Raw genomic sequence first — 16,407 nt, 5'->3', positions numbered from 1 at the left:
TTTTTAAATTCCCCCTCCCCCTCCCCCCTCCCCCCCCCCCTCCCCCCCCCCTCCCCCCCCCCCCCCCCCCCCCCCCCCCCCCCCCCCCCCCCCCCCCCCCCCCCCCCCCCCCCCCCCCCCCCCCCGCCGTGCGTCCGCACCGTGCCGACGGTGCGGCTACTTCAGCTTCGTGCCGGTGGAGCGCAGGTTCGCGCACGCCTCGGTGACGCGCACGGCCATGCCCGCCTCGGCGGCCTTGCCCCAGGTCCGGGGGTCGTAGGTCTTCTTGTTCCCGACCTCGCCGTCGACCTTCAGGACACCGTCGTAGTTGCGGAACATGTGGTCCGCGACCGGGCGGGTGAAGGCGTACTGGGTGTCGGTGTCGAGGTTCATCTTCACGACGCCGTTGTCCAGCGCGGTGGCGATCTCCTCGGCGGTGGAGCCGGAGCCGCCGTGGAAGACGAAGTCGAACGGCTGGCTGCCGGCCGGCTTGCCGTACTTCTCCGAGACGCCCGCCTGGAGGTCCTTCAGCAGCTCGGGGCGGAGCACGACGTTGCCCGGCTTGTAGACGCCGTGGACGTTGCCGAAGGAGGCGGCCAGCAGGTAGCGGCCCTTCTCGCCCAGGCCGAGCGCCTCGGCGGTGCGCAGCGCGTCGTCGACGGTGGTGTACAGCTCGTCGTTGATCTCGTGCGTGACGCCGTCCTCCTCGCCGCCGGTCGGGGTGATCTCGACCTCAAGGATGATCTTGGCGGCGGCGGCCTGGGCCAGCAGCTCCTGACCGATGGCCAGGTTGTCGGCGAGGGTTTCGGCCGAGCCATCCCACATGTGGGACTGGAACAGCGGGTTCAGGCCCTTGGCGACGCGCTCGGCGGAGACGGCGAGCAGCGGACGTACGTAACCGTCCAGCTTGTCCTTGGGGCAGTGGTCGGTGTGGAGCGCGACGGTGACGTCGTACTTGGCGGCGACGATGTGCGCGAACTCGGCCAGGGCGACCGCGCCCGTGACCATGTCCTTGTTGTACTGGCCGCCCAGGAACTCCGCACCGCCCGTGGAGATCTGGACGATGCCGTCGCTCTCTGCCTCAGCGAAGCCGCGCAGGGCCGCGTGCAGGGTCTGCGTCGAGGTGACGTTGATGGCCGGGTAGGCGAACTTGCCCGCCTTTGCCCGGTCGAGCATCTCGGCGTAAGCCTCGGGGGTTGCGATGGGCATCTGACCGCTCCTTGGAATGTGCGGATGTGCAGGCTGTGAGTCCCTGACCTGGGGGCGACGTCATCGTCGCCCCCATCTTCCCAGACTCTCCGTCCGGCTCCACCCGGCGGACCCTGTTTCACGTGAAACCGTCCGCCCTTGTCCGATACGGGTCGGACCGGGGTCGGGCACGGCTCAGGGGAGGCCGAGGGCCATGGCTCAGGCGAGGCCGAGGTCGGCCACCGAGTAGACCTGGACGTAGGGCAGACCGGCCTCGGCGATGGCCGGAGCGGCACCGCGCTCGACGATCACGGCGACGGCGACGACCTCACCGCCCGCCTCCCGTACGGCCTCGACGGCGGTCAGCGGCGAACCGCCCGTGGTGGAGGTGTCCTCGACGACCAGGCAGCGGCGGCCCTTCACATCCGTGCCCTCGATCCGGCGCTGCATCCCGTGCGCCTTCTGCGCCTTGCGGACGACGAACGCGTCCAGGCTCTGCCCGCGCGCGGCGGAGGCGTGGAGCATCGAGGTGGCGACCGGGTCGGCGCCGAGCGTCAGCCCGCCCACGCAGTCGTAGTCCAGCTCGGCCGTGGCGTCCAGCATCGCCTGGCCGACCAGCGGTGCGGCCTTGCCGTCCAGCGTGATCCGGCGCAGGTCGATGTACCAGTCGGCTTCCAGACCCGAGGAGAGGGTCACCTTGCCGTGCACCACGGCCTTGTCCTTGATCTGCTGGAGCAGCTCAGCGCGTACGTCAGTCATGGTCACGAGGGTAAGCGGTGCGGTCCCGCCTCGGAGCCGCACCTCGGAGCGGCGGCTCAGAGCCGCGTCCAGCTCCAGGTCGTCGTGATCTCCAGGGGGTCGATCGGGGTGACCAGCCGGGGCGCGGTGTTCAGCCCGTTCGGCGGCCCGGACTGCGGCTCGACGCAGATCGCCTCGTCCTGCTCGTCGTAGATCACGACCCACTCGCTGCGACTCTTCACCGTCAGCTCCAGCTGCTCCGGCCAGGTGAGCTTCACGTCCACGCCGTCGGGCATCCCGAAGCAGTCGTCCCAGGGGCCGGGTAGGGGGTCGATGCGCCGCCCGGTGGGCAGGTGGTCGTCCCCCCGCTCCTCCTGCCAGCCGGCGTCGAAGGAGAGCCGGGCGTCCTGGCGGCCGAGGTTGCGGTGGAACCAGGGGTGCCAACCGGCCTGGGCGGGGAAGGAGGTGCCGTACGTCTCCACGGCGAGGCCGAGGGTCAGCGTGTCCTCGGTCAGCTCGAAGGTCTGGGTCACCCGGCCCGGGTAGGGCCAGGGCTCGGCGAGGTCGTAGTAGAAGGCCGCCTGCGCCCCCTCCACGTGGGCGGTCCGCCAAGCGGTGTCCGCGCCGGTGCCGTGCATGGCGTGCGGCGGGGAGTTCAGGGGCAGTTGGTGGGAGACGTCGCCGTTGCGGAACTCCCCGTGACCGACCCGCCCGCACCAGGGCACCATCGGGAAGCAGCCGTACCGCTCGCCCTGGCGCAGCAGCTCGGTGGAGCCGATCAGCAGGCTGCTGATCCGGCAGCCGTGGGCGGGGTCGACGGTCAACTCGGCGTCTCCGGCACTCAGCCTGACGTTCTCTTCGCTACTGCTCACCCGACGACCCTACTGGCGGCCTCCCGGCGGTGCCTCACCTACGGCGCCGCAGCGCCCTGCTCAGCACCACGGCGGAGGCCAGCGCGAGGGCGGCGGCCGGGGCGACCCAGCGCAGGGTGGTGCCCGCCCCACCGGCATCCGGCGAGGGCACGGGGGCGTACCGGCCGCGCGGCGGCGCGTGGTCGACCTCCTCCGCACTACGCCCGATCATGGTGCGCCGGGCGTGGGCGGCCTCGGCGGGCGGCCCGTCGGGCACGGTGAACTCGACGCCCGCGACGGGGTCGAGGGCGGGCGGGGGGACGGGCGAGTCGAATACGGAGGGGGGTTCGGCGGCCTCGGCGGCCTCGGAGAGGCCAGCGTCTTCGGAAGGACCGGCGCCTCCGGGAGAATCGGTGGCCTCGGGGCGGCCGTCGGCTTCGGAAGGAACGGCGGCTCCGGCGGCAAGGTCTGCGTCTACGGCACGGTCGGCGCGCTCCGAAGGGCCGCCGGCCTCGGGAAGACCGGCGGCTCCGGCGGACTCGACGTCTCCGTCGAGCCCCTCGGCCGAGACGTCCTCCACACCCCCGGGGGCCGCGTCCTCCCCTTCCGGTACGGCCAGGGTCTCCGTGACCAGCTGCTGGGTGAAGCGGTCCAGGAGCCGCTGGGCGGCGGCGAGGGCGGCACCCTCCTCCAGCTCGGCCAGTCGGCCGTCACCGCTCGCCGTACCGCCGTACGTGAGGGTCGTGCCGCCGTCCGTCGCCGCGAGGGAGACGGTCAGGGCGAGCTTCACCGAACCGGTGCCCCGGGCCTCCACGCCCTCCCCGGCCACCGTGAAGCGGTCGCCGTCCGCGCCCTCGGCCGCCTCGGGGCCGGAGAGCTTCAGCTCGCCCCGGTACGTGATGGTGTGGCCGCCGGCCCGGAACTTCAGCCGGCCCGCCAGCGGCGAGGCCGCACCGTCGGCGTCCTGCTGGATCCCCGGTAGGCAGCGGGCGACCCGGCCGGGGTCGCCCAGCGTGCGCCGCAGGGCCGGGACCGGGACCGGAACGAACACCTGATGCTCCATACCCACCGAGCCTAATCGCCCCGGGCCCGCACGTCAGGACTTCCCCGCCCACGGCCCCGCCTCCCCGCTGCCCACCGCCGCAGCCCTCACGCGTCCTCCCAGTAGCGCGGGTGGACCAACGTGGACGGCACCTGCCCCGGCAGCCGCAGCCGGTCCGCCGCCCGGGCCCCCTCCCGCAGCTCCGCCTCCCCCAGCGAGCGCAGCGCGGGCGCCCCGGCGCCGAGCCCCGGCTCCCCCACCGGCCCGGACGCCGCCGCGAGCAGGAACCCCCAGTCCTCCGGCGCCCGCCCCCCGCCGGAGCCGGGCCGGTCGGGGCTCGCGGTGGAGCCGGAAGGACGGCCCGCGGGGCGGGCCGGGACGCGGTACGGGCGGGTGGCGAGGCCTCCGGCCCGTACCGAGGCCTCCACCGTCCAGAAGGTACGCGGCCGGGCCACCGGCCGGCCCGCGTGGACCACGAGGCGCCCACGGGGGGCCAGGGCCTCGGCGACCAGCCTGTAGAACTCGGCGGAGTACAGCTTCGTGCTTGCCGTGATGCCCGGGTCCGGCAGGTCGGAGATCACCACGTCGTAGCGGTGGCGGTCGGCGCGCAGCCAGGTGAAGGCGTCCGCGCCGACGGCGGTGACCCGCGGGTCGCGGTAGACGTGGTCGTTGAGGCCGGTGAGGGCGGGGTCGGTGCGGGCCAGCCGGGTGACGGCGGGGTCGATCTCGACGACGGTGACCGAGCGGACGTCCGCGTACCGGAGGACCTCGCGGGCGGCGAGCCCGTCACCGCCGCCCAGGACGAGGACGCGGGCGCGGGGCCCGTTCATCGCGGGGTGGACCAGCGCCTCGTGGTAGCGGTGCTCGTCGCGGGCGCTGACCCGCAGCCGGCCGTCGAGATAGAGGTCGAGGGAGTCCCGGTCGGTGCCGGTGAGGACGACCTCCTGCACCCCGGTCCGCACGGCGACCCGCACCTGGTCCCCGTAGACCGCCCGCCGCGCCGCCCGCTCGAAGTCGTCGACCAGGAGCACGGCGGTGGCCAGGGCGAGGATGACCGCGAGGTTGGCCAGGAGGAGGAGGCGGCGGGAGCGGGGGGTGAGGTCGCGGCGGAAGACCCACAGGACCAGCGCCCCTCCGGCGGCGGCGTTCACCGCACCCGTGACGAGCGCGCCGGTGAGCTGGCCCAGCATCGGCAGCAGGAGGAAGGGGAAGGCCAGCCCGCCGACAAGCGCGCCCACGTAGTCGGCGGCGAAGAGGTCGGCCACGGCACCGCCCGCGTCCTGCCGGTCGACGCGCTGGATCAGGGTCATCAGCAGCGGGATCTCGGCCCCGATGAGCACGCCGATGGCCAGGGAGAACCCCACCACCGGGTACCGCGACTCACCGAGCCAGGCGAAGGAGGCGTAGAGCACCAGCGCCGAGGAGCCGCCGATCAGCGCGAGGGCCGCCTCGATGAGCCCGAAGGCCACGGCGGCGTGGCAGCGTATGCGCTTCGCGAGGAGCGAGCCGACGCCCATGGCGAAGACCATCACGGAGAGCACGACGGAGGCCTGGGTGACCGAGTCGCCGATCAAGTAGGAGGCGAGGGCGACCAGTTCCAGCTCGTACACGAGACCGCAGGCCGCACAGACGAAGACGGCGGCGAGGACGAGGAACCGGCCGGTCCTCGGCCGTACGGGGAGCCGCGCCGCGCCCCCTCGCAGCGACACCTGCTGGTCGATCATGCTGCGAACGCTACGTCACGACCCGGTCGCCGCCTGTCACCCGCAAGGGTGCAAGTAGACCCCGACAGCTCCCGCACCCGCACACCTGCGCGCACCTGCGCCCGGCCGGGCCCCGCCCCTCGCGCTCCGCCGCACCCCTCACGCCGCGGGCGCCGGGACGCGCACCCCCACCCGGGTCCGAGTGACCACCAACTGCCCTTCCTGCGGGTACGCGTGCCAGGTGCGCCACCGCACCTGCCCCTCGATGCGCTGGGCGAGCATGGCGGTGAAGGCGTACGGGGAGCCGGGGAAGGTGCCGGCCAGTCCGTGCGGGTGGTCGCTGACGAGGGCGAGCAGCTCCTGCGCCCGCCCCGCGAACTGTCCCTGCGTCAGGGTCTCGACGCGCGCCGCGAATTCGTACTCCCATTCCCCGAGCCGCTTGGCGACCCCGAGAGGGAGGGGGGTGCTGCTGCCCGGCATACAGGCGACGGTCTCGGAGCAGTCGCCCTGCTCCTCCTGGAGAAGGACCTGGTGGGAGGCGCCGAGCAGCCTCAACTGGAGTTCGGCGCCACCGAGCCGGAGGTCGAGGACGGCGAGGGCGGGGAGCGGTTCCCGGCCCAGGGTCCAGGCCAGGTCGGCGGCGCGGGTATCGGAGTAGGCCGTCTGGAGGGTGGTGAGCATGGATCGGCTCCGCAAACACACATGGACGCATGGACAGCGGGCGCCCCCTGGGCATGGCACGTGGGAGGAGGGAAGCGCCCGATCTGGTCCAACTGGGGTCCGAGGGCTGAATGTTCTCTTCGACGAGGGAATCACGAAGTACGCCGCACTCGCAGCGTTTTTACCCAACTTGACGTGGTTTCCATCCCCCCGGGGGCTGCCCGGTTCAACTGTTCAACGATTTTCCTCTGCGTGGCTCAACGACAGGGCGCCCGAAGGGAGTTCACCCTCGGGCGCCCGGCGGCGGAACGGCTTGCGCGGTCGTGGCGGCCTGCCGCCCCCGCCGGCTTCGACGACCGTGGCGGTCCGCTCCCCCGGTCAGCTTCCCCCGCCGCCGCAGCCGCCACCGCCGCCGCCACCGCACGACGACCCGCCGCCGCACGAGTGGCCGCTGCTGGAGCCGCAGGACGAACCACCGGCTCCGCCACCGCCCGCCCACCAGCCACCGCTGCCGCCCGCGGAGGCCCGGCCCCCGGAGCCCGCCCGGGACGGCCCGTGCTTGACGCTGGTCAGCCGGGCCAGCATCACCATCAGACCGACGAGGATGCCCACACCGATCAGCACCGTGACGAGAACGACCATGTCGCCCACCACCTCTCTCCCCCGAAGCGCGGTCCCCCGTCGCTTCCTTCGTGTGTTCGCGTGCTCGTGTCTTCGTGTCTTCGCGTCTTCGTGCCAGGGGAATCCCCGCACCACCCGCGACCCAAAGCAGACTTGAGCAACTTCAGAGCTTGGGCACAGGATGGCGCCCATGACACAGGGACGACCGCTGCTCAACAGCCGCCTGGCCGGGTTCGGGACGACGATCTTCGCGGAGATGTCCGCGCTGGCCGGGCGGACCGGCTCGATCAACCTCGGCCAGGGCTTCCCCGACACCGACGGCCCCGAGGAGATCCGGGAGGCGGCCGTCCGGGCACTGCGCGCCGGGCACGGCAACCAGTACCCGCCGGGCCCCGGCATCCCGGAGCTGCGGAACGCCGTGGCCGACCACCAGAAGCGCTTCTACGGCCTGACCTGGTCGCCGGAGACCGAGGTCCTGATCACCACCGGGGCCACCGAGGCGATCGCCGCCGCCCTGCTCGCCCTGGTGGAGCCGGGTGACGAGGTCATCGCCTTCGAGCCGTACTACGACTCGTACGCCGCGTGCATCGCCCTGGCCGGCGGCGTCCGGGTCCCCCTCACCCTGCGCGCCCCCGCCTTCCGCCCGGACCTGGACGAACTGCGCGCCCTGATCACCCCGCGCACCCGGCTGCTGCTGCTCAACTCCCCGCACAACCCGACCGGCGCGGTCCTCACCTCCGAGGAGCTGAGGGGGATCGCGGCCCTGGCGGTGGAGCACGACCTGCTGGTGGTGACGGACGAGGTGTACGAGCACCTGGTCTTCGAGGGCGCCCACCACCCCATCGCGGCCCTGCCCGGGATGCGCGAACGGACGGTCTCCATCTCGTCGGCGGGCAAGACGTACTCGTACACGGGCTGGAAGATCGGCTGGGTGACGGCCGACGCGCCGCTGGTGACGGCGGTGCGCTCGGCGAAGCAGTACCTGACGTTCGTGAGCGGGGGGCCGTTCCAGTACGCGATCGCGGAGGCGCTCCAGCTCCCCGACACCTTCTTCACGCAGTTCCGCGACTCCCTGCGCCGCAGGCGCGACCTGCTCGCCGCAGGGCTGCGGAGCGCGGGCTTCCAGGTCTACGAGCCGGAGGGGACGTACTTCATCACCACCGACATCTCCCCCCTCGGCGAGGAGGACGCGTACGCCTTCTGCCGGGCCCTTCCGGAGCGGTGCGGGGTGGCCGCCGTACCGAACTCGGTCTTCTACGACGACCCGGAGGCGGGCCGCAGCCAGGTGCGGTTCACCTTCTGCAAGAGGGACGAGGTGCTGGAGGAGGCGGTGGAGCGGCTGCGGCGGCTGGGGTAGCCGGGACGGCGGGGCCGAACGCGTCGGCGGCCCGGGCGGTGGTCGTGGTGACCGCCGCCCGGGCCGCCGACGTGGATCGGAGCCGGGCTCAGGCGCCCGCGGACTCCGTCCCCTCGCCGTCCGTCTTCCCCTCGGCCGGGGCGAGGCCCAGACGCTCCAGGAGCCACTTGTCGAACTCGATCGACGCGCGCACCCAGCTGACCGTCGAGGAGACGAAGTGCTCCAGGCTGACGCCGGTGCCGATGAGCATCTGCGCCTCACCGATCAGCCGGACGGAGCCCGCCTCGCCCTCCTCGCCCTCGTGGGAGTGGGTGTAGACCTTGGGCCACAGGGTGCGGCGGTTCCAGTCGTCGATGGCGTCCAGGAGGACGGGACGCTGGTCGAGCGCGTGCGGGCGGTCGTAGAACGTACGGACCGAGAAGACCTGCTGCTCGTCCTCGCCCCGGAACATGAAGTACGTCCGGAACTCCTCCCACGGCGCCGCGAGGTCGCCCTCGTCGTCGACGACGTACTTCAGCTCCATCTGGTCGAGGAGCTGCTTGACGAGGTCCTGGTCAGGGACGACGGGGCCCTCCGGTCCTGCCGCCTGCGGTTCGGGCTGGCCCCCGAAATTAGGAATCGAGGACGGATCGATGCTCACCGTGATTTCCCTTCGTGCGGTTGGCGGCCATCCTCTCCCATGGCGGGCGGGGCATGGCAAGCCCGCACGGCCCCTATCCGCCACAAGCTGACAGAGAGCGGGCCGGGGCGGGGCCGTGCGGGCGTACGCGCACGGTGCGCGAGGAGCTGTCACTCTCCGCGTGCGGGGTCACGGGGCCGAGGCCTCCCGGGCGTTACGGGGCCCGGGAGGCCGGGCGTGCGGAGGTGACGGGGCCGGGGAGGCCGGGCCTACGAGGGTGACGAGGCCCGGGAGGCCGGGCCCACGGTCAGGCCGCCCTCGCCCTCCTCCTGGACACGGTCCACCCGCACGGTGTCGCCGTCCCGGATCTCGCCGGAGAGGATCTCCTTGGCGAGCCGGTCCCCGATGGCCGTCTGGATGAGGCGGCGCAGCGGGCGTGCCCCGTACGCCGGGTCGTTGCCCTCCTGGGCGAGCCAGGCGAGCGCCTCGGGGGTGACGTCCAGGGTGAGGCGGCGGTCCGCGAGCCGCTTGGCCAGCCGGTCGATCTGGAGGCCCGCGATGTGGGCCAGCTCGTCGCCGGAGAGGGCCGAGAAGACCACCAGGTCGTCCAGCCGGTTGATGAACTCCGGCTTGAAGGAGGCCCGGACCACCTCCAGGACCTGCTCCTTCTTGACCTCGGGCTTGACCAGGGGATCCATCAGGAACTGGCTGCCGAGGTTGGAGGTGAGGACGAGGATGGTGTTGCGGAAGTCGACCGTGCGGCCCTGGCCGTCGGTGAGCCGGCCGTCGTCGAGGACCTGGAGCAGGATGTCGAAGACCTCGGGGTGGGCCTTCTCGACCTCGTCCAGGAGCACGACGCTGTACGGGCGGCGGCGGACGGCCTCGGTGAGCTGGCCGCCCTCCTCGTACCCGACGTAACCGGGCGGGGCCCCGACCAGGCGGGCGACGCTGTGCTTCTCGCCGTACTCGCTCATGTCGATGCGGATCATGGCCCGCTCGTCGTCGAAGAGGAAGTCCGCCAGCGCCTTGGCCAGCTCGGTCTTGCCGACGCCGGTGGGGCCGAGGAAGAGGAAGGACCCGGTGGGCCGGTCGGGGTCGGCGATCCCGGCGCGCGTACGGCGTACGGCGTCGGAGACGGCCTGCACGGCCTCGGTCTGCCCGATCAGCCGCTTGCCCAGCTCCGACTCCATCCGCAGCAGCTTCTGGGTCTCGCCCTCGAGCAGCCGCCCGGCCGGGATGCCGGTCCAGGCGCCGACGACGTCCGCGATGTCGTCCGGTCCGACCTCCTCCTTGACCATGGTGTCCTTGGATGCTTCCTGCTCGGCCTCGGCGGCCTCCTCCAACTCCCGCTCCAGGCCGGGGATCTCCCCGTACAGCAGCTTGGAGGCGGCGTCGAAGTCGCCGTCGCGCTGGGCCCGTTCGGCCTGGCCGCGCAGCTCGTCCAGGCGCTCCTTCAGCTCACCGACCCGGTTGAGGCCCTGCTTCTCCTTCTCCCAGCGTGCGTTGAGGCCGCGCAGCTCCTCCTCCTTGTCGGCGAGGTCGCGGCGAAGCTTCTCCAGACGCTGCTTGGAGGCGGCGTCGGACTCGTTCTTGAGGGCCAGCTCCTCCATGCGCAACCGGTCGACGGAGCGCTGGAGTTCGTCGATCTCCAGAGGCGAGGAGTCGATCTCCATCCGCAGCCGGGAGGCGGCCTCGTCGACGAGGTCGATGGCCTTGTCGGGGAGGAAGCGGGAGGTGATGTAGCGGTCGGAGAGGGTGGCGGCGGCCACCAGCGCCGAGTCCGCGATCTGGACCTTGTGATGGGCCTCGTAACGGCCCTTGAGCCCGCGCAGGATCGCGATGGTGTCCTCGACGGAGGGCTCCGCGACCAGCACCTGCTGGAAGCGGCGCTCCAGGGCCGGGTCCTTCTCGATGCGCTCGCGGTACTCGTCCAGCGTGGTCGCACCGACCATGCGCAGCTCGCCGCGGGCCAGCATCGGCTTGAGCATGTTGCCCGCGTCCATGGCGGAGTCGCCGCCCGCGCCGGCGCCGACGACGGTGTGCAGCTCGTCGATGAAGGTGATGATCTGGCCGTCGCTCTCCTTGATCTCGGAGAGGACGGTCTTCAGGCGCTCCTCGAACTCGCCGCGGTACTTCGCACCCGCGACCATCGCGCCGAGGTCGAGCGAGACCAGCCGCTTGTTCTTCAGGCTCTCGGGGACATCGCCCTTGACGATGCGCTGGGCGAGCCCTTCGACGACGGCCGTCTTGCCGACGCCGGGCTCGCCGATGAGCACGGGGTTGTTCTTCGTCCGGCGCGACAGCACCTGCACGACACGGCGGATCTCCTGGTCGCGGCCGATGACCGGGTCCAGCTTGCCCTCGCGCGCGGCGGCCGTGAAGTCGGTGCCGAACTTCTCCAGGGCCTTGTACTGACCCTCCGGGTCGGGTGTGGTCACCCGGCGCCCTCCCCTGCTCGTCTCGAACGCGGCCAGCAGCTTCTCGGCGGTGGCCCCCTGTGCGTCCAGGATCTCACCGGCGCGCCCGCCCTTCGCGGCGATGCCGATGAGCAGGTGCTCGGTGGAGAGGTACTCGTCGCCCAGCTCCTTCGCCCGCTGGGCCGCGTCCTGGATCACGGCCAGCAGCTCGCGGTTGGGCTGCGGCGGGGCGACGGTGGAGCCGGTGACGCTGGGCAGGGAGCCGAGCAGCTTCTCGGTCCCGGCGCGCACGAGGGCCTGGTCGGCCTCGACGGCGGCGAGCAGGTCGGTGATGTTGTCGTTGTCCTGGCCCCCCAGCAGCGCGAGGAGCAGATGCCCGGGGGTGAGGTCGGGGTGCCCGTCCTGCACGGCCCTGTCACTGGCCGCGTTGATGGCGTCGCGGCTCTTGTTGGTCAGTTCGGCGTCCACGGGTGCTTGCTCCTCCTCGCAGCTGGGGCGGTTCCTGTCCCTTGATGTATCCAGCGTACACAAAGTTGAGTCTATTCCGCTCAAGGTAATTCGAGGACTCTCCCCGGGCCCGGCGGCCGGGCCCGGGGACGCAGGGCTCAGGGACGCAGGGCTCAGGGGCCCAGGGCTCAGGGGCGGCGGGTCGGGCACGGGAGCGCCGCCCGCCGCCGCACGGACGCGGGCCGCCGCCTACGCTTCCCCCATGGCAGACGTACGGAACCCCACCCCCGAGTACCTCGCGTTCTGGCGCGAGCGGCATGTGTGCACCCTGACGACGCTCCGCCCGGACGGCACGCCGCACGTGGTCCCGGTGGGCGTGACGTACGACCCGGAGGCCGGGGTGGCACGGGTGATCACCGGCCGGGGCACCCGCAAGGTCGCCAACATCCTGGCCGCCGGCCCGGAGGGGGCACGGGTCGCCGTCTGCCAGATGCACAAGGCCCGGTGGGCGACGCTGGAGGGCCGCGCGACCATCCGTACGGAGCCGGAGGTCGTCGCGGACGCGGTGAGCCGTTACGCGGAGCGCTACGAGCGCACACCGAGGCCCAACCCGGAGCGCATCGTCATCGAGATCGCCCTGGACCGGGCCCTCGGAAACGCCTGACCGCCCCGGCCCCTCCCGTACGGCGACAGCACAACGGCGCCACCGTGTTCAGGTCACGGTGGCGCCGCTGTGTGGGGGAAGCGCCTGGAGCGACAGGTGACGACGGGGGAATCGCTCAGGCACTGCGGGGGGTGGCGGAAAGGGGTTCTGACGCGATCAGCTCGTGGTCCCGCTGATCGAGGTTCACAAAGATCATCCCGTATCTGACGGCGCAGCGGACGGGCTGCGGCGCGCCGCGGGGGCGGCGGAGGCACCGATAGGCGCGGACGTCCTCGTCCTCTTCCATCACCACGACGATCGGCTCTCCGAACAGGGTGACCATCAACGAGTCGCCACGGCGGGGGAGTGCCGTGAGCAGATCGATGAAATGCCACCCTGAGCGATAGGCGGTTGCCATCTCGCGCCGGAAGGTGCGGTCGTCCGGCGGCGTGGTCATGCCCGGCCCTTCTCGGCCGGAGCGGAGTCCCACGCCGCACCGGCGAGGCGGGCCGCCTCCACGTGCGCCCCGGCCTGACGGGCAGGGACCGCATCCCAGACGACGTCGCCTTGCTTCAGCGCCTTCGACCACGTTTCCACTGCCCGGTGGGGTACATCGCCCCGGGTCAGGTCCGAGGTACCGAACACCCCGAACGCGAGCCCGGCGGAGAAGGCCACAGCAAGCACCGAGCGAAGCGTTTTGTTACTCATGGTGGGCTTCGTCCTTACTTCCAAGGTTTCCTCTCCCCCGCATCACAAGACGATGGCCCATCGGGGCACGTCAAACCACAGAAACGATGCATCATGTTCCTGCTGATGCATCTTCCTGGGGGGTGGAGAATTGACCACGAAGAGGAAAAAAACGACACATCCCCACTCTGTCAGCACTTTGTGCGACGAGGGGGCACGGCTCTACGCCAGTGCGCTGAGCGTGGGGAAGATAGCCCGTGCCGAAGCGGAAGCCGCTCCGTGCCTCCTGGAGTTCGCCCTGCTGCACCCCGATCCGGACGACCCCACCTGGCTGCGGCCCGTACCGGCGTTCGCGGCACTCACGCAGCGGCTCCACCCCATCGAGCGCGAGATCCAGGAGCGCAGGCGCCTCTCGATCGAACTCACCAAAGCGTTCGAGCCCTTCATGGCCGTCAGCGCCCAGACGCCGCCGATCACCCACGCGATCACCGTCCTCGAAGGCATCAGCCGCATCAACGCCTCCATCAAGCTCGCCATGGCGGAGTGCAACTCCGAAGTCCTCACGATCCAGCCCGGAGGCGGCCGCAGCGAGGACACCCTGAACATGGCCATGGAGCGCGGAAACATGCTCATGCAGCGCGGGGTGGGCATGCGCACGTTGTACCAGCACACCGCCCGGCACAGCCAAGGCACTCTCAACTACGCGGCGCGCATGGCCGAGAGCAGGATGGAGATCCGGACCCTCGAAGAACTCGTGGAACGCCTCATGATCTTCGACCACACCGTCGCGTTCATCCCGGCCACGGACGACCGGACCGTGGCCCTCGAACTGCGGCATCCGGGCATTGTGAAATACCTCGTCAAGGTATTCGAGCAGTTCTGGCACCGGGCGATCCCCCTGCAGGACCAGATTCCTTACGACCCCGTGCCGGAGGGCATATCCGGGGTCCGCCACTCCATCGCCAAGCTGCTGGTCGAGGGCCATGTGGACGAGGCGATCGCCCGGCGCCTCGGTATGAACGTACGCACCTGCCGGTCCCACATCGCCAAACTCAGCGCCGCACTCGGCAGCAACAGCCGGGCCCAACTGGGATACCTGATCGCACGGTCGGGAATCCTGGAATCGGATTCCTGACCGCGCGAGGGAACGTGTCGCCCCGCTTAAAGCAGGGGGATCCCGCAGAGGCAGCGGTGAAGGCGGATCGGGCCCAGGCCGTCCCGTCGGCCGAGAACCGCCGGGCGGCCCCGCCCCACGCCCGGTACACCGCCGTCCAGCGCCCCATCGCCCGCCTGCTCGCCGAGGGCCGTGCCGAAGACCGGGTGGCCCGGAAGACAGGCGTCCGCGCCCGCCGCTCCCCCGCCGCCGAACTCATGCAGACCTCGGCGCCACCGGCCGCACTCCGACTCGGCACCCGCCTCGCCCGCTCCGGCATCGCCGGGGCCGGTCACGGCGGCGTACGAGGGCTTCTTGAAGCGCGTACGACAGCGGGGCCGGGAGAGCGGTGGAATCCCTCTCCCGGCCCCGCTGTCCGCAGAAGCAGACACGGAAACGAGCACAGACAGCAGACGCGGACGCGAACGCAGCCACCGAAGCAGCCGCGGCCCTGGCCGCAGGGGCGTGCCGCGGCCGCGGGGCCGGGGCGTGTCTAGTCCCCCATCGGCCTCTTCGGCTTGGGCCGCCACACCACCAGCGCCCCCGTCTGCTGCACGTCCTGGTACGGCACGAGGTCGCGGCGGTACGAGGCGTGTACCTGGGCCTCGCGCTGCTGCATGGCGACCGCCGCGCCGTCCACCGCCGCCGAGAGTTCGGCGACGCGCTGCTGGAGCGCGGCGACCTGGTTCTCCAGCTCGATGATGCGCTTGATGCCCGCCAGGTTGATGCCCTCGTCCTGCGACAGCTGCTGCACGGTGCGCAGCAGCTCGATGTCACGGGCCGAGTAACGTCGGCCGCGGCCGGCCGTGCGGTCCGGGGAGACCAGGCCGAGACGGTCGTACTGGCGCAGCGTCTGCGGGTGCAGGCCCGAGAGCTGGGCCGCGACCGAGATCACGTACACCGGCGATTCATCGGTCAGCTGGTACGGATTGCGTCGACGGCCGTCCATCTCAAGCTCCCTTCGCGGCCTGGAACAGTTCCGCCCGCGGGTCCTCGTCCGCGGTCGCCTTGCGGTAGGCCTCCAGCGCGTCCCGGGCCTCCGGGCCGAGGTCCGTGGGGACCGCCACCTCCACGGTGACGAGCAGGTCGCCGCGGGTGCCGTCCTTGCGGACCGCGCCCTTGCCCCGGGCGCGCATGGTGCGCCCGTTCGGAGTGCCTGCGGGCAGTTTCAGGGTGACCGAGGGGCCGCCGAGGGTGGGAACCCTCACCTCGCCGCCGAGCGTCGCCTCCGGGTAGGTGACGGGCACGGTGACCGTGAGGTTGTCGCCCTTGCGGCCGAAGACCGGGTGGGCGCCGACGTGGACGACCACGTACAGGTCGCCGGCCGGTCCGCCGCGCTCGCCCGGTCCGCCCTTGCCGCGCAGCCGGATCCGCTGGCCGTCGGAGACGCCCGCCGGGATCCTGACCTGCATGGTGCGGGCCGACTTGGCCCGGCCGCTGCCGTGGCAGACGTCGCACGGGTCCTGGGCGATCAGGCCCCGGCCCTTGCAGTCCACGCACGGGTCGGTGAGCGAGAAGCCGCCGCCGCTGCCGCGCGAGACCTGGCCGGTGCCGACGCAGGTCGGGCAGACCCGGGGGGTGCCGTTCTTGTCGCCGGTGCCGGAACACGCCTTGCAGGGCGCCTGGCTGGACATCCGCAACGGGACCGTCGCCCCGTCGACCGCCTCGCTGAAGCTGAGCGTCACCTCGGACTCGATGTCCTGGCCGCGCCGCGGCTGGACACGGGTGCCCGCGCCGCCCCGGTTGAACAGCCCGCCGAAGACGTCGCCTAGGCCGCCCCCGCCACCGCCGAACCCACCGCCGGCACCGCCCTGACCGCCGCCCGGGGCGCCACCGCCGAAGAGGTCGCCCAGGTCGAAGTTGAAGTTGCCGCCCGCACCACCGGGTCCGGCGCGGAAACCACCGTTGCCGAAGAGGGCGCGCGCCTCGTCGTACTCCTTGCGCCGCTTGGAGTCGCCGAGGACGTCGTTCGCCTCGGAGATCTCCTTGAAGCGCTCCTCCGCCTTGGCGTCACCCTTGTTGGCGTCGGGGTGGAACTCGCGGGCGAGCTTGCGGTACGCCTTCTTGATCTCGGCGTCGGTGGCGTCCTTGGGAACGCCGAGGACCTTGTAGTAGTCCTTCTCGACGAAGTCCTTCGTGCTCATCGACGTCCCTCCTTCCGGACGATCGGCCGAGGGGGGGGGGGGGGGGGGGGGGGGGGGGGAGGGGGGGGGGGAGAGGGGGGGGGGGGGGGGGGGGGGGGGGGGGGAGCGCACAGTAAAAGAGGAAAAAGCATTGTGGACACCTGCCCCACAAACCACAG

17 protein-coding genes are annotated in these 16,407 nt (G+C 71.9%); 3 read left to right on the top strand and 14 right to left on the bottom strand.

Annotated elements, in window-relative coordinates:
* Positions 1–156: 156 nt before the first annotated feature.
* From fbaA to AC0682_RS28505, 7 genes are all read right to left on the bottom strand, one after another.
* Complete coding sequence (gene fbaA / locus AC0682_RS28535) at positions 157–1,188, bottom strand: class II fructose-bisphosphate aldolase (RefSeq protein ID WP_084747304.1); 1,032 nt, start codon at positions 1,186–1,188, stop codon at positions 157–159.
* A 198-nt stretch (positions 1,189–1,386) separates the two neighbouring features.
* On the bottom strand, positions 1,387–1,926 hold the full coding sequence (gene pyrE / locus AC0682_RS28530) for an orotate phosphoribosyltransferase (protein ID WP_070204355.1): 540 nt from the start codon (positions 1,924–1,926) through the stop codon (positions 1,387–1,389).
* 56 nt (positions 1,927–1,982) lie between these two features.
* A complete protein-coding gene (locus AC0682_RS28525; protein ID WP_254812231.1) occupies positions 1,983–2,777 on the bottom strand; it encodes an aldose epimerase family protein in 795 nt (264 codons plus the stop codon).
* Between the two features lie 34 nt (positions 2,778–2,811).
* The gene (locus AC0682_RS28520; RefSeq protein ID WP_478536011.1) at positions 2,812–3,819 is read right to left on the bottom strand and encodes an SRPBCC domain-containing protein; all 1,008 of its coding nucleotides are present in this window, start codon (positions 3,817–3,819) and stop codon (positions 2,812–2,814) included.
* A gap of 86 nt (positions 3,820–3,905) precedes the next feature.
* The gene (locus AC0682_RS28515) at positions 3,906–5,522 is read right to left on the bottom strand and encodes a polyamine aminopropyltransferase (RefSeq protein ID WP_478536009.1); all 1,617 of its coding nucleotides are present in this window, start codon (positions 5,520–5,522) and stop codon (positions 3,906–3,908) included.
* A 138-nt stretch (positions 5,523–5,660) separates the two neighbouring features.
* Positions 5,661–6,182, bottom strand: a complete 522-nt coding sequence (locus tag AC0682_RS28510) for a DUF2617 family protein (protein ID WP_478536008.1) — start codon at positions 6,180–6,182, stop codon at positions 5,661–5,663.
* A 357-nt stretch (positions 6,183–6,539) separates the two neighbouring features.
* Entirely contained in the window at positions 6,540–6,803 is a 264-nt protein-coding gene (locus AC0682_RS28505) for a hypothetical protein (RefSeq protein WP_478536006.1), read from the bottom strand.
* A gap of 169 nt (positions 6,804–6,972) precedes the next feature.
* On the opposite strand from AC0682_RS28505, the gene AC0682_RS28500 reads away from it, so the two are divergent.
* Entirely contained in the window at positions 6,973–8,139 is a 1,167-nt protein-coding gene (locus tag AC0682_RS28500) for a pyridoxal phosphate-dependent aminotransferase (RefSeq protein WP_478536004.1), read from the top strand.
* Between the two features lie 88 nt (positions 8,140–8,227).
* On the opposite strand, the gene AC0682_RS28495 is transcribed toward AC0682_RS28500, so the two are convergent.
* Positions 8,228–8,779 (bottom strand): type III secretion system chaperone family protein, encoded by a 552-nt coding sequence (locus AC0682_RS28495; RefSeq protein WP_114931810.1) that lies wholly within the window; start codon positions 8,777–8,779, stop codon positions 8,228–8,230.
* A 248-nt stretch (positions 8,780–9,027) separates the two neighbouring features.
* A complete protein-coding gene (clpB, locus tag AC0682_RS28490) occupies positions 9,028–11,643 on the bottom strand; it encodes an ATP-dependent chaperone ClpB (RefSeq protein ID WP_478536002.1) in 2,616 nt (871 codons plus the stop codon).
* Positions 11,644–11,884: 241 nt separating this feature from the next.
* Between clpB and AC0682_RS28485 the strand changes: the two genes are divergently transcribed.
* Positions 11,885–12,286 carry a pyridoxamine 5'-phosphate oxidase family protein gene (locus AC0682_RS28485; RefSeq protein WP_478536000.1) on the top strand — a complete coding sequence of 134 codons (402 nt, stop codon included), beginning with the start codon at positions 11,885–11,887 and terminating at the stop codon, positions 12,284–12,286.
* A 115-nt stretch (positions 12,287–12,401) separates the two neighbouring features.
* Here AC0682_RS28485 and AC0682_RS28480 read toward each other — a convergent pair whose 3' ends face one another.
* Positions 12,402–12,722 carry a Rieske (2Fe-2S) protein gene (locus AC0682_RS28480; RefSeq protein ID WP_015609572.1) on the bottom strand — a complete coding sequence of 107 codons (321 nt, stop codon included), beginning with the start codon at positions 12,720–12,722 and terminating at the stop codon, positions 12,402–12,404.
* Positions 12,719–12,973, bottom strand: a complete 255-nt coding sequence (locus AC0682_RS28475) for a hypothetical protein (protein ID WP_478535998.1) — start codon at positions 12,971–12,973, stop codon at positions 12,719–12,721. The genes AC0682_RS28480 and AC0682_RS28475 overlap by 4 nt, the downstream gene beginning before the upstream one ends.
* Positions 12,974–13,193: 220 nt before the next feature.
* On the opposite strand from AC0682_RS28475, the gene AC0682_RS28470 reads away from it, so the two are divergent.
* Positions 13,194–14,087, top strand: a complete 894-nt coding sequence (locus AC0682_RS28470; protein WP_478535997.1) for a helix-turn-helix transcriptional regulator — start codon at positions 13,194–13,196, stop codon at positions 14,085–14,087.
* 26 nt (positions 14,088–14,113) lie between these two features.
* Here the strand turns inward: AC0682_RS28470 and AC0682_RS28465 are convergent, their stop codons facing one another.
* The 3 genes from AC0682_RS28465 to dnaJ form a co-directional block, all read right to left on the bottom strand.
* The gene (locus tag AC0682_RS28465) at positions 14,114–14,497 is read right to left on the bottom strand and encodes a hypothetical protein (protein ID WP_478535996.1); all 384 of its coding nucleotides are present in this window, start codon (positions 14,495–14,497) and stop codon (positions 14,114–14,116) included.
* Positions 14,498–14,598: 101 nt separating this feature from the next.
* The gene (locus AC0682_RS28460) at positions 14,599–15,054 is read right to left on the bottom strand and encodes a heat shock protein transcriptional repressor HspR (protein WP_478535995.1); all 456 of its coding nucleotides are present in this window, start codon (positions 15,052–15,054) and stop codon (positions 14,599–14,601) included.
* A gap of 1 nt (position 15,055) precedes the next feature.
* Positions 15,056–16,249, bottom strand: a complete 1,194-nt coding sequence (gene dnaJ / locus AC0682_RS28455; protein WP_478535994.1) for a molecular chaperone DnaJ — start codon at positions 16,247–16,249, stop codon at positions 15,056–15,058.
* Positions 16,250–16,407: the final 158 nt, after the last annotated feature.

This window comes from Streptomyces sp. NPDC043746 (genome assembly GCF_056436485.1).
Note: the sequence above shows the minus strand (reverse complement) of the source record. Positions and strands in the feature narration are given on the sequence as shown.